The 12,009-nt window shown below is 69.2% G+C and carries 9 protein-coding genes and 1 pseudogene; 6 read left to right on the plus strand and 4 right to left on the minus strand.

From position 1 onward, the window contains the following. Window positions 1–61 precede the first annotated feature (61 nt). Both KGS77_RS25245 and KGS77_RS25250 read right to left on the minus strand, forming a co-directional pair. Window positions 62–229: pseudogene (locus tag KGS77_RS25245) on the minus strand (type II toxin-antitoxin system YoeB family toxin). Continuing rightward, window positions 226–489, minus strand: coding sequence for a type II toxin-antitoxin system prevent-host-death family antitoxin (locus KGS77_RS25250; RefSeq protein WP_242585251.1), 264 nt, complete (start codon window positions 487–489; stop codon window positions 226–228). The pseudogene KGS77_RS25245 and the gene KGS77_RS25250 overlap by 4 nt, the downstream one beginning before the upstream one ends. A 555-nt stretch (window positions 490–1,044) precedes the next feature. On the opposite strand from KGS77_RS25250, the gene KGS77_RS25255 reads away from it, so the two are divergent. The 4 genes from KGS77_RS25255 to KGS77_RS25270 all read left to right on the plus strand — a co-directional run bounded on the left by KGS77_RS25255 (window position 1,045) and on the right by KGS77_RS25270 (window position 4,823). Beyond that, complete coding sequence (locus tag KGS77_RS25255) at window positions 1,045–1,305, plus strand: DUF2399 domain-containing protein (RefSeq protein WP_242587678.1); 261 nt, start codon at window positions 1,045–1,047, stop codon at window positions 1,303–1,305. A 157-nt stretch (window positions 1,306–1,462) separates the two neighbouring features. After that, a complete protein-coding gene (locus tag KGS77_RS25260) occupies window positions 1,463–2,176 on the plus strand; it encodes a hypothetical protein (RefSeq protein ID WP_242585252.1) in 714 nt (237 codons plus the stop codon). A gap of 278 nt (window positions 2,177–2,454) precedes the next feature. Next, window positions 2,455–3,522 (plus strand): hypothetical protein, encoded by a 1,068-nt coding sequence (locus KGS77_RS25265; protein WP_242585253.1) that lies wholly within the window; start codon window positions 2,455–2,457, stop codon window positions 3,520–3,522. 110 nt (window positions 3,523–3,632) lie between these two features. Then, window positions 3,633–4,823 (plus strand): hypothetical protein, encoded by a 1,191-nt coding sequence (locus tag KGS77_RS25270; RefSeq protein WP_242585254.1) that lies wholly within the window; start codon window positions 3,633–3,635, stop codon window positions 4,821–4,823. A gap of 100 nt (window positions 4,824–4,923) precedes the next feature. Here the strand turns inward: KGS77_RS25270 and KGS77_RS25275 are convergent, their stop codons facing one another. Together KGS77_RS25275 and KGS77_RS25280 are read right to left on the minus strand one after the other, a co-directional pair. Beyond that, window positions 4,924–5,727 (minus strand): nucleotidyl transferase AbiEii/AbiGii toxin family protein, encoded by an 804-nt coding sequence (locus KGS77_RS25275; RefSeq protein ID WP_242585255.1) that lies wholly within the window; start codon window positions 5,725–5,727, stop codon window positions 4,924–4,926. 115 nt (window positions 5,728–5,842) lie between these two features. Next, complete coding sequence (locus tag KGS77_RS25280) at window positions 5,843–7,081, minus strand: hypothetical protein (protein WP_242585256.1); 1,239 nt, start codon at window positions 7,079–7,081, stop codon at window positions 5,843–5,845. 83 nt (window positions 7,082–7,164) lie between these two features. Between KGS77_RS25280 and KGS77_RS25285 the strand changes: the two genes are divergently transcribed. Then, window positions 7,165–10,074, plus strand: coding sequence for a CRISPR-associated endonuclease Cas3'' (locus KGS77_RS25285; RefSeq protein WP_242585257.1), 2,910 nt, complete (start codon window positions 7,165–7,167; stop codon window positions 10,072–10,074). A 104-nt stretch (window positions 10,075–10,178) separates the two neighbouring features. After that, window positions 10,179–11,960, plus strand: a complete 1,782-nt coding sequence (gene casA, locus KGS77_RS25290) for a type I-E CRISPR-associated protein Cse1/CasA (protein ID WP_277994265.1) — start codon at window positions 10,179–10,181, stop codon at window positions 11,958–11,960. Window positions 11,961–12,009: the final 49 nt, after the last annotated feature.

Below are 12,009 nucleotides of genomic sequence, written 5' to 3' on the forward strand. Positions count from 1 at the left end.
CGCGGGCCGTGGGCCGGGCGGCGCTTCTCCATCTGAGGTCGGTCGTGTGTACGCGCTGGAGTCAGTTGCGGTACCGGGCCTGGACGATGATCAACTCGTCGTCGGCCGGCTTGTACACGAGTCGGTGGGTGTCGTCGATCAGTTTGTTGATGCGCTTGATCATCTTGCGGTCGGTCTCGGCCCATTAGGTGTAGTCCTGCCAGGCGTGCGACGTAGGCGAGATCTTCACGCACGCCCCGCGTCGGGGTCGGTGAGCTCATGCTGCCGAGCCTTACCGGTCTCTGCCTCGGCGATGGAGCCGAGCAGGCGGCGGGCGTTCTTGGGGGAGCGCAGGAGGTGCACCGTCTCCATCCAGGAGCTGAAGTCCTCTTCGGACATCGGGACGGCGTTCCCCTTGCGGGAGGTGATGTGAACGGGAGCGTGGTCCTCGTTGACCTGCTCGATCAGTGGGAACAGGTTCTGACGTGCCTCGCCGGCATTGATGGACATGCCTGTCGACTCCTCTCTCAACCTGTGCAAGATGCCGTACGAGTCTTGTCGACGGCCACTGATCGCCTCCAGCCGCCGGCGCGGGGCCGTGGCCGGCGTGGCCGGAACCGATCGGACCGCCGGGCCAGGCAGGGGCCGCTGGAAGGGGCGCGGTCGGGTTCATGCCACAGTCCGGCGGCCTCATGGCTGCCTCCGTCCCGCGGGACCTGGCTTGGTAACTCGGTGTGAAGGTCGGGGCCTGGTTTCAGGGTGGGGTCCGAATCGAAGACAATGTCGGCACGATGACGCCGCAGCCCGCCCGTCCCGACCCTGCTGATCCCCGCCCCGCTGAGGCCCCGGGATCCTCCAGCAGCCCCTCGTATGCGCCGTTCGCGCACCTGACCGCACCCAACAGTGCCCTCTACCGCGACGTGATGAAGGCGCCGGCTCGCCCGCACCCCGCGGGCGGCCAAGAGCCTGCTGGGCGAGACAGCCGAGGCCCTGCGCCGGGCTCCTGAAGGACTCCCTGTCCTCCACCGTCCTCACCCTCGGTCTGCGCGGCACTCCCGCCCTGGACTGGGCGGCCGACGCCGGCGAACCCGTCGTGCTCACCCCGCGCCAGCTCAGCCGGACCGCCGCGTCCCCTGGCACCCCTGGCGCTACACAGCCGCCGACTACCGCAGCGCGGTCGCCTCCGCCCCACTGGCCCCGCCTCTGACCGGCACGCCGACCACCGCCGCATGGGACCCGGACCTGCCCACGGCCCTCACCGAACTCGGCGTGCGCACCGAGGAGGAGTCGGTACTCGACGACCTGCTGGCCGACCTCGGACACTGACACGGCACCGTGGCCGTATCACGGGATGCCCAGCTCTCCTGGGCCTATATCCGGGCACTTGAGCACACCGGCCAGTTTCTGCGGGCTACGCTGCTTTCTCGCTGCGAGGAAGAACAGAGGAAGAAGAGAGCAAGGGCAGGGAAGAGGAGAAGAGCCGATGGCAGAGGTGCCGGCATGTGCAGGTGCCGCGGGGCCCGCGGAGGCGAGTGTGCCTCCTGGCCGTCCGGTCGTCTGTGAAGAACTGCTCGGTACCGCCGTGCTGGCGGCCCTGGAGCAGCGCTTCGCCGAGGGGCTCGTGCCGCCTCGCGAGCCGCAAGCCGTCATTCATCCCAATGGTTTCGTCAAATTGCCGCTTGCGCAGACCGACGACGGTGCCATCAGGCTCTTTCTGCACGTTTGGCGTGCGGACAGTATCGACGCCGATGTGCATGACCACCGATGGCCGTTCTCCTCCCTCGTATTACGTGGCGAGGTGTCCCACACCTTGACAGAAGTGACGGTCATCTCCGGTAGCGCCGGCAGCAGAAGCGGCGAGAAGGACGCCAAGGAGGTGTTCCCTGTGGTTCGTTACCGGCTCGCCGGAGGTGAGCACTGTTTCGACTTCTCGCACGGGGAGAGTGCTGTTGTCGATCGCAGACGTACGCACGTACTTTCCGCCGGCCGTCGTTATGGCATGGAGGCATTCGTCTTCCATCGGGCGCATTCTCTGGCCGGTGCCATGACCCTCGTGGCCAGAGGCGTGCCGCAACAGCCGTACTCACGCGTGCTGCTGAATGACGAGACACCCGTGCCCGCCATGAAACCGTGGCGTCGCCTCGACCAGGACGAGAGGCGGCGGCACTTGCGCGATGCATTGGAGGTATTACGGTGAGTGGCCCGCTCCCGGGTCGCCCGGGCCCTTTCGGCCCCGGGCCCGACGAGCCGGACGCGCTGTTCCGCCGGGAGGCGGTCCTGGTCGTGGCTGTGCGAATGGAGCGGGCGCCGGATGGTACGTACACTTCCGGGCCACTCGTACGCCGCTGGCGTGCAGGTCGCGAGAACGAGGTCGTGTCGCATGCCGATCGGCGTGCCTCGTACACCAATCCCCAACTCCTCCCATTGCTGTGGGCACCTGATGTGCGGTGGCACAGGCAGTGCGAGGGAGAGGCGGTGTCCCCGGCCGGCTTCCGGCTCGGCGCCGTCGAACTGGTCAGGCTCGATGGCTCGATGAACGCCGCGCTCATGGATATGGAGACGCCCGCGGCAGCGAATGGCGTAGCCCTGCTGCACGGTACGCTTCCTGCCGTCAGACCGGCGGACTTGCCCAAGTCTCTGCAGATCTGCGTGGACATCGACACACATCAACGTCGTGGCGAGCAGCGTCACTGGGTGGCCGGACAGTTGCCGGACGGGTGCCGCATCGCTGAAACTCAGCGCAAAATGATCCATGGTGTTTTTGTCTCGGCACGCGGTGAATTACCACGCCTGCACGAGAACTCGGAGCTTGACGTGGCCGGGCAATGGCTCTGGGACATGTTCCATGCGACGGAGTACGCTCCACCGGCCGAAGCCGCGGAGGAATTGGAAGAGTTACGGCTCCGGCTCCCGATCGCTGTGCGTGGGGTGGCGGGCACCCGTGGACTGTCCCTGGTGGCGACCGGGTCCGACCCCAACAGAGAACAGCCCTCGGATCGCCAGTACTACGATGGCACCAGCTTTCACCTGACGACCCTGTACAGCGAAGCGCTGGCATTGGCCTGTCTGCAACAGATCGTCCTTGACGCATTCGGGCGGGAGGTGGCCCGTCTGGGTCAGAGCGAGCCACTGCGTCGTAAGGTGGGCCGGCTGGAGCGGGACCTGCTCATCTTCCGCCGCAGTTACTGGGCTGTGGACTTCGGACGGCAGGCCACATGCACGGCGATCGTCCGGAACATGCAGCGAGGCTGCGGCCTGCCCGAAGCACTGCAGAGCCTGATCAGTGACTTGGGCGAGCTGGCCAGGCAAGTGCAGGCGGCCGAGACCGAGACGACCAACGCCATTCTTGGCCTGCTGGCCGCGATCGGCCTCCCGCTGGCGACCGGGCTGGCGATCTGGCAGGGACTTCCGCAAGCGGGCACGGCATCCCTGTACCGGACGCTGGGAATCACCTGCCTGACCACGGCGCTGCTCATCGGTACCTTTCCCGGCCTGCGTCGTCTGTTCGTCTCCCTCTTCCGGCGCGACAGGGGGAGGCGGTGAGCGAAGCGTTCGTCTGGCCGCCGCGACACGCGCCGGGTTTTCCGACGGGCTGCTCGGACGCGGGGGACGTCCTCGGCCGGATTGCCGAGGAGAGCGGGCATGGGGTCACCATGACCGTCGTGACCAGTGCGCTACGCGCCACCGTGGAGGACAGCGGGGACCACGACGCCGGACTGCGCAGGGTGCGGAACAGCCTCGCTCTGGTGGCGGACGGTACGGACAGGGGCCGGTGGTCCGCCTCGTACTACGGCAAGGACCTGGTCCTTACGTGCCCAGGCGCGGCGGAGCCTCCCCGGATGCGGTTCGGTGAAGGGGTGCGGCACGGGTGGGCCTGGAACCGGGTGAGGCTCGACGGGGGAGTTGGGCAGCGGCGTGAGTCCCTGCTGGCCGCCTGCTACGAGGTGTCGATGGCTGCCCGGCTGCGGCGTGACCACCCCGGCCTTCAGGAGGCCCGCAGCGGCCCGGTGATCGACCGGGCCCGGCACGTACTGAGCCCGGTACAGATAGCGTCACTGCTGGCCGGAGTGCTGGTGAGGCCCTTGGGCGGAGCTGATGGCGCGGGCGGCGCCGCACCCGGCGAGGACCCGCGTCTGCCCGGCGTGCCGTCGGCCGATGGCTGGGCCGGGACCGTCGCGACGCGCACGCCGGCCGGCCATTACGCCGTCACGGATGTGCATGACATCGAGTGGGGCACCGTGCGTCGCGCTGACGGTGAGCGACTCACCGAGGGCAACGCCCAACAGCTCCTGCCCCTGGCGGAGACCTGGTCCGCCGGGAGGCTGGAGACCTCCGCGGTCCTGAGACAGGCGTACCGACTCCGCGTTGCGCGGGAGACCGATCTCGTGGATCACTTGCGCGCCCTGAGCGACGCCGTACGGCCGGCCGGACGTCTGTACGCGACCCTGGGCGACGGACTCAGCGGGTTGGTACCGGACGCGGCGACACTACGTGCAGCCGTTTCCCTGGCCAACCGGCGTAGCGCGGGGCGTATGCACAGCGGCGCCGGTGTGGCGCCCCTGGCCTCTGTGGACCTTGCCGCGGCGCGCGAGCGCGCCCACTTCAGCCTGCACGTGACCAAGACGTTGAAGGGATCCGCAGCCCCACAGGCCGCGACGCATGTGTTCGGGCAGCCACTGGATGCCGGGGCAACCGGGTACGCGCTGGACTTCCTCACCGGCCTCGCGTGTGCGGGCGCAGGGCAGCCGGGTCACCACCACCTGCTCCACGCCCGGCGGTGGCGTGATTGGTGGCTGGAGCATCTGCCGTGCTCGGCGCACCGTGCCTTCATGCGCTTGTTCTGAGCGAGCTCGCAGATCGAGCTGCCGGTGGTGACACGCCGCGTACCCGCGGGCCGATGTGAGCGTCTGCTCAGCAGGGATCGCCGGAACGGCAGGGGGCACTTCAGGACCACGCGTCGGGACTCCACACCGCGTCCATCGCATCGGCCTCTTCTTCCGGCGCCTGCTCCGGGCACCGCAGTACGGGCTCCCAGAAGCGCGCCAGCCGCCCTGCCGCCTCAGGCAGACGTCCGAAGGGAAGGCCGTCCACGAACGTGGCCGTGTCCCAGAAGTCGAGCCACTCGGCGGGCGGCGCCGGGAGGCAGGCTGGGGGAGTGCGGCCGTGATCCGCCATCTCGGTCATCAGGTCTTGGCACAGCGCTTTCAGCCGCAGGGCAGGGAATGCGGGGTGGGCAACGGCGCGGAGCATGTCGGTGAGGTCCTGCCAGCGGGTGTTGACCCGGCCGCCGCTGCGTTGCCTGCTGTAGCGCACGAGTTTCTCCGCCAGGAACCGGTACCCGGTGACCGACGGCACGGTCACCTCCCCTGTCGGCCCGGGGAAGCCGAGCAACGTGGTGCGCTCCCTGTCCCTCCCCTCGCCCTCCTGCGCAAGGAGCAGGTTGAGGAGTACGGGCGGCAGCATCTCCGGCCCCCTGATCTCCACCAGCGCCCGGTACACCGTGGGTGAGGAGCCGGAGCTGAACACCACCGGCTCGTGGCGTGCCACGCACAACGACTCACCGCGTGGTCCGTACGGCAGCGCGTCCTGCATCAGAAGACGCTGCGCCGCCTTCGCCGGTACGACGAGGTCGAGGTCGTTCGGCAGGCGGGCTGCCGGGCCGATCCAGGCGGACAGCGCCGCGGAACCTTTGACGTACCAGCTATCGGGGGCGAGCGCCGCGCGGAGGCTGTGCAAAGTGATCGCCATGGCCAGCATCCGGTGGCGGTCCGCGAGGGGCCGGGATTTCCAGCCGGCACCGGGGCCGGAGCCGAATGCGCCGGGTGAATTCTTCCGCTGTTCACTTGCCTCCGCTGCCTCCACGTCACAACAGCGTAGAGACCTCCGGCATTTGACTGTGGGAAGGGGCACCTTGAGCCAGCCAGCGCCGCATACGTGGTGTGGGCGGGCGCATGTGTGGCCGTCCCCGCAACGCGCCCACCCGGCAGGCGAGTTCGCGTAGCGGGACGAACTCGGATCGGTCACCGACCTCTGTCAACGCGTCGGGTACGGCGGGAAGGAGTGCCGGGTGTCGCGCCGCAAGGGGCAGCAAGCGGGCGGCGGTGAACGCGTCGGGCTCCGAAGTGCGCAGCAGTTCCTTCGCGGCTGCTTGCCCGAGCGGCGAGTGGACGGCCCGGTCGAGGTAGTGGACAGCGCGCGGGAGAAGACCAGGACGATCCCGGACGGCGCCGACGAGTGTCCGGCTGACTGTGTCGACCGGCGGGGTGCGGAACAGCGCGAAGCGCAGATTGCGGACATCGCCGTCGGCCAGGCCGGAACGCCATACTTCTTCGGGGCGCCCCTCGATGATGTGAGCGGGCCCGGCGAGCACGGAGGCGGCCTTTGTGACGGTGCTCTTCTCCGCCGAGAGACGCAGCCCGAGCTGTTGAAGGGTGATCGCCGCGGCAGCGCGGATGTCGTCGGCCTCGTCCTGGTCACGTACGAAAACATGGAGGTCGTCGCCCCAGCGTGCCCACCGGCCCGGCGCGTAGGACGCCACCGTGTCATCCAGCGGGGCGAGTGCTGCCGTGGCGAGCCGACTGGCCCAGCGGTGCCCTGGCAGCAGTCCGCGACCGGCGGCGGTGTGCAGGGCGGTGAGGGCGCCGGCCAGCCGCTCGGTCATCCAGGGCGCACGAACCAGGACGTCCAGCGGGAGGGACCGGCTGAACCGGTGAACGTCGAGGACGAGCACCAAGGGCAGGTCGGCCCGGGCGGCCAATGCGCGCAGGTGGCGCTGCCGTGCCTGGTAGGCGGGTCGGTACTGCCAGTTCAGTGAGCGGTAGCTGAACACCTCGGGCCGCGGTACGTGGTCGCTCAGAGCCTGCTCGGTGAGGCGGAGCATGCGGGCACGAGCGGCACAGGAGACGACGGGAATGACCTCCGCCCGCCGGGCGAGCGGAACCCGTAGGTGGCCGACGCGGAACGGCTCGTCATCAAGCGGTCGGCCGATGGACAGGAGGCGGCGGACGTCGACGGCGCCCAGTGCGTCCGGTACGTAGTCCGTGAGCAAGTCCCCGTCGAAGGCCGTGGACAGGGCCTGTGCCGGCGGTGAGTCCTGCGTCATGGAGGCAGAATGGCACACACTGGAGGAGGGGCATCGCGGCGGCCGTCTCATCGCGGTCACAGCGACATCTGCGTGGGGGTGTGGTGACCGGAGAAGCCGACGGCCAGCGGGACGGGGACGTCGAGCGGCAGGTGTGGGCGCTGATCGGCAAGACCGCAGACCACGCGAACGGGACCGATAATTTGCTCGTGTCCCACCTGCTCGATACGGCGGCGGTCGCAGAGCGCATCTGGGACGACTTCCTCGCCCGCGCCACCCGCGACATGCTGGACCGGACGGCCGGCGGGGCCGGCAAGGGGCGCGAACTGCTCATGTGGCTCGCCGGCCTGCACGACCTGGGCAAGGCGACCCCGGCATGGCAGGGCAAATATCCCTCGGCGGCGAAGCGTGTCCGGGAAGCCGGACTCACCTGGGACGCGCCGACTGTCAAGAACTACGAGTGGGCGCACGGGCGTGCCGGCGGCTTCCTGCTGAGACGCCTCCTGCCCGAGGAGGGGTGGCCGCCGGAGCATGTGGAGTGGATCTGGCCGCTGATCGCCGGTCATCACGGCTTCTTCCCGCTGGCCAGTTCGCTCAAGCCACCTCCACCGGCACGTGGCCAGGCCCAGGGGCGCCAGCAGTGGCCCCTTGTCCAGCGGGCCCTGCTGCGGCTGGTGGGCGAGCTGCTGGAACTGGCTCCGGTGGCCGGGCTGGTGCCTGCCGAAGTTCCGTCGCGCGCCCTGCAACTGCACCTCGCCGGGCTCATTGCGATGGCTGACCACGTGGCCAGCAGTAGGGGGTACTTTCGCGGTGTCGACGACCCCGCCTTGGTGACCCTGGACAGGGCGCGTGAGCGTGCTGCTACGGCTTGGACGGCTCTGGGCCTGCGACGCGGCTGGGAAGGTCTCTGCCTGCCTGACGATGAGGTGTTCGAGCGGCGGTACGGAGAGCCGCTCCGGCCCGTACAGAAACTGGTGGCTGAAACGGCTCGCGCGATGCCCACCGCCGGGATGTTGATCATCGAGGCTCCCATGGGTGAGGGAAAGACCCGGGCGGGCCTGATCGGTGCGGAGATCCTGGCGGCCCGCTTCGGCTTCGACGGGGTGTTCGTCGGCATGCCGCGCTGGTCGACGGCCGACCCCATGTTCCGCGACGTCCAGGAGTGGGCCGAGACCACGCAAGCGGGCCTGGGAGCGCAAGTCGCTCTGCTGCACCTGTGGCAGAACTTCGCTCCCGAGTGGACGGCTTTCCACCACGCGACCGCGGAGCAACGAGCGGCGGCAATCGGCGACTGCAGCGAAGAAAGGGCAGGCCGGCAGGAGGATCACGCCGACGGGCAGAGCCCCTCCCGCTTTTTCTTCGGCACCGGGCGCGGGCTGATGTGCCCGTTCGTGGTCAGCTCGACCGACGAGTTGCTCTACGCCGCCGCGCGCAGCAACTGGGCATCGATGCGGATGGCCGGCCTGCTGGGCAAGGTGGTGGTCCTGGACGAGGTGCACGCGACAGACGTCCACGGCTTCCAGTTCCTCCAGGAGGCACTGCGCTGGCTCGGGCAGGCTTGTGTGCCGGTGGTGCTCCTGTCGGCGACGCTGGCCGCCGGACAGCGCCGGCAGATCGCGGACGCCTACCTGGCGGGGGCGACCGGCGAAGCGGGGTACGAGGGCGGGGCGATGCCCGAGCCGCAGGACGACACGATGCCCGGTCCACGGCGCGGCCGTGCCCGCGTCACGACGGTGTGCATGCCGCCTGCCGCTGGGGCGCCCCCCGTCACATCGGCACGGGGCTGCCTGAGCATGCGCCCCGAACGGGTGTACACCATCGACGTTTTCCCCGAGGACGTGACCCGCCCTGATACCGAGGCCGCCGACCCGGCTCTCGTCGGACGGCTCGTGGAGGACCTGTCGGACGGTGGCTGCGCGCTGGTCGTACGGGAGACGACGCTGCGCGCCCAGAACCTTTACCGGTCGTTACGAGACCGTTTCGGCCCGGACGGCGTCGTTCTGCTGCACGAGCAGATGACCGCCCGGGACCGTGCACTGCGCACGGACATGTGCCTGCGTGTCCTCTCCCCGCGTGGCGGTGGCGACAGGCCGCACCGGCTGGTGGTGGTCGCCACGAGAGTCGCGGAGCAGTCCTTCGACGTGGATGTCGACCTGCTGGTCACGGACCTGGCCCCGGTCGATCTGCTGCTGCAGAGGACCGGCCGGCTGCACCGGAACCCTCACCGCGGGCGTCCGGCGCGGCTGCGTACGCCTCGCGTACTGATCACGGGCATGACCATCGATGCGACGTCGCCGAGCGGGACGAGTGACTCTTCCGGCGTCCCCCGGTTCCAACACGACTGTGAGCAGCGGTACGGCCACTATCCGCTTTTGAACGCCGCTCATCTGGTCCTGACAGCAGCTCGTGGCGCGGGTGTGCCCTGGTCGCTGCCCAGCCGGATCCCGGACCTGGTGGCGATGGGGTACGACGACTCGACGGAGCTCCCTCAGGCATGGCGGGAGGCGGCAGAAGCCGCACGGCGGGAGTGGCAGGACATACGGGACAGTCGAGCCGACCAAGCGCGCTGCCTCCTGCTGTCCCGGCGCGGCAGCGGCGAGGGCGGCACCCTGGCAGGTCTGCACTACGTGGCGGCTCCCGTTCTCCGCGGTGGCCGAGGACTGTCGGCGCTGGTGCGCGGCGAGCAGCCGTCGGCCGAGGCTGTGGTGGTGGTCCAGGAGGGCGGCGCCTACAGGATGCTGTCGGGCACTCCGCTGGATGATCGTGAGGGCCTGTCCGATGCGCTCATCGACGAGCTTCTCACCCACACGCTGGAACTTCCCGGGAAGTACGTACCCATGGACCCGGTCACACTGAACCCGTTGCCCCAGTGGGAGAAGCACAAGAGCGGCCGGTTCGGCGGCCGTGTGGCACTGGTGCTGGACACGCAGTACCGCGTGGTGCTGGCAGGTCGCCGCCTGCGGTACGACACCGAACTGGGTCTGGTGGACGAGGGGGGCGCGGACGGTCCGTAGGTCCGGTGAAATGGCTCGTTCGCCTTCGGTGTGTGATGCAGGTGTGGAAAGCTGGCTTCGCACCGCAGTTCGGGTAGGGGCGACCGTGTCGAGGGGGATGCGCGTTGTGGAATCTGCTGGATGAGCCGTGGCTGCCTGTGCGCAGACGCCCGGACGCCAAGCAGGCCGGGAACCACCTTTCCGCCCGCCCGTCCGAGATCGGCGTCCGCGAGCTGTTGCTCGATGCCGGCCTCTACGCCGAGCTCTTGGTGGAGCTGCCGACACAGCGGCCGGCCATTTACCGGCAGTTACTGCTGCCCCTGATCGTGGATGCCCTCGGCTTTCCCGAGGACGCGACCGCATGGGGGCGCATGTTCACCGCCGGTCACTTCAGTGCGGCGCAGCGAGAGCGTCTGACCGCCTATCTCGACGCCCACCACCACCTCTTCGACCTCTTCTCTCCCGATGACCCTTTCGCCCAGGTCGCCGGTCTCAGCACCTCCGGTGACGCCACCAAGAGCGCAGCCGTACTCGTCGCCACCGCGGCCCTGGGGAACAACGTGCCGCTGTTCTCCTCCCGTACCGAGGCCGACCCTTTGGAGCTGTCCCCGGCACAGGCCGCGCGCTGGCTGTTGCACGTCCACTGCTGGGACACCGGTGCGATCAAGACAGGAGCGAGCGGCGACCCGAACGTGAAGGCGGGGAAGACCACAGGCAACCCCGTCGGGCCCCTCGGTCAGCTCGGGGTCGTCATGCCTGTGGGCACGACGGTGTACGAGACCCTCCTGCTCAACATCCCGTACGGCAGGGAGCCCGACAAGAACGATCTCCCGCAGTGGCAGCGCCGGGCCAAGGAAGGGGACGTGGCGAAGACGCTCTCCTGCGCGACGCCCGCCTGGACCACCCGGGCCGCCCGGGGCCTGCTCGACGTGTGGACCTGGCAGGCGCGACGCGTACGCCTCGTCCCCGAAACGAGCTCCAAAGGGGAACTGCACGTCTCCCGGGCCATCGTCGCCGGCGGCGACCGGCTGCTCCTCGACATGGATCACGAGCCCCATACGGCCTGGCATGTCGACAGCGCGAGCACCCGGGCCCGACAGTCCGCGGAGCGTGGAAAGCGGAAGGAGCAAGAGAGTCATTTCCGACCCGTACGGCACCGGACGGGTCGGGCGGCCTGGCGCGGACTCGATGCCCTGCTGGCCGTGGGCAAGTCCACCGTCGAGGAGCACGCCGAAGAGAAGACCGACGGCTTTCACACCAGCATTCTGTTGAGCCAGCTCGTCGAAGTCAACGACTACCTGCCCGGGGATTACGGCGCCCAGGTGGAACTGACCGGCATCCGCTACGGGAAGAAGCTCGGCAACATCGAAGACGTCTACCACGACGAGATTCCGCTGCCGCTCACCGCGCTGCGGCCGGACAGCGACGTCCGCGGCGCTCTCCTCGGCGTCGTGGAACAGGCCGAAGAGCTCGCCATGGCCGTCAATGTCCTCGCCGCCGAACTGCGCCGTGCGGTCGGGGCACCGCCGCCGCCTCCCGGTACCTGGCAGTACCCGGGCGAGACGCTGCTGCACGCCCTCGACCCACTGGTACGGCGGCTCCTGATCGGACTGCGTGAAGTAGGGGAAGAGGACTTCGACCGTATGGAGGAGGGCCTGCTCGCATGGGAGGAACGGGCCTACCGGGAGGCTTGGAGGATCGCCGACGACCTGCTCTCGGCCAACGACGCGGCATCCGCCTTCACCGGCCGGGAGGTCAAGGGCAAAGAAGGACAGACCCGGATGGCGCGTGAGAGCACCGCCGAGGCATTTTTCAGGGCCAACCTCCGCAAGATCCTTTTCCGCCGGGCCGCCCGCCATCAGGCGCAGACGTCCCCGCCCGCAGACCCGCTGACCACGGAGGGATGACCACCGTGACCAAACCTCCGCCCCCCGGGCCGGAGAAACCCGAACCGCC

This window comes from Streptomyces sp. MST-110588 (genome assembly GCF_022695595.1).
GTDB lineage: Bacteria > Actinomycetota > Actinomycetes > Streptomycetales > Streptomycetaceae > Streptomyces.

What these genes read in the sequence shown, in the direction of transcription:
- KGS77_RS25275 (WP_242585255.1), bottom strand. Translation starts at nt 5,727, where the DNA reads ATGGCGATCACTTTGCACAGCCTCCGCGCGGCGCTCGCCCCCGATAGC.
- KGS77_RS25280 (WP_242585256.1), bottom strand. Translation starts at nt 7,081, where the DNA reads ATGACGCAGGACTCACCGCCGGCACAGGCCCTGTCCACGGCCTTCGAC.
- KGS77_RS25260 (WP_242585252.1), top strand. Translation starts at nt 1,463, where the DNA reads ATGGCAGAGGTGCCGGCATGTGCAGGTGCCGCGGGGCCCGCGGAGGCG.
- KGS77_RS25270 (WP_242585254.1), top strand. Translation starts at nt 3,633, where the DNA reads ATGACCGTCGTGACCAGTGCGCTACGCGCCACCGTGGAGGACAGCGGG.
- KGS77_RS25250 (WP_242585251.1), bottom strand. Translation starts at nt 489, where the DNA reads ATGTCCATCAATGCCGGCGAGGCACGTCAGAACCTGTTCCCACTGATC.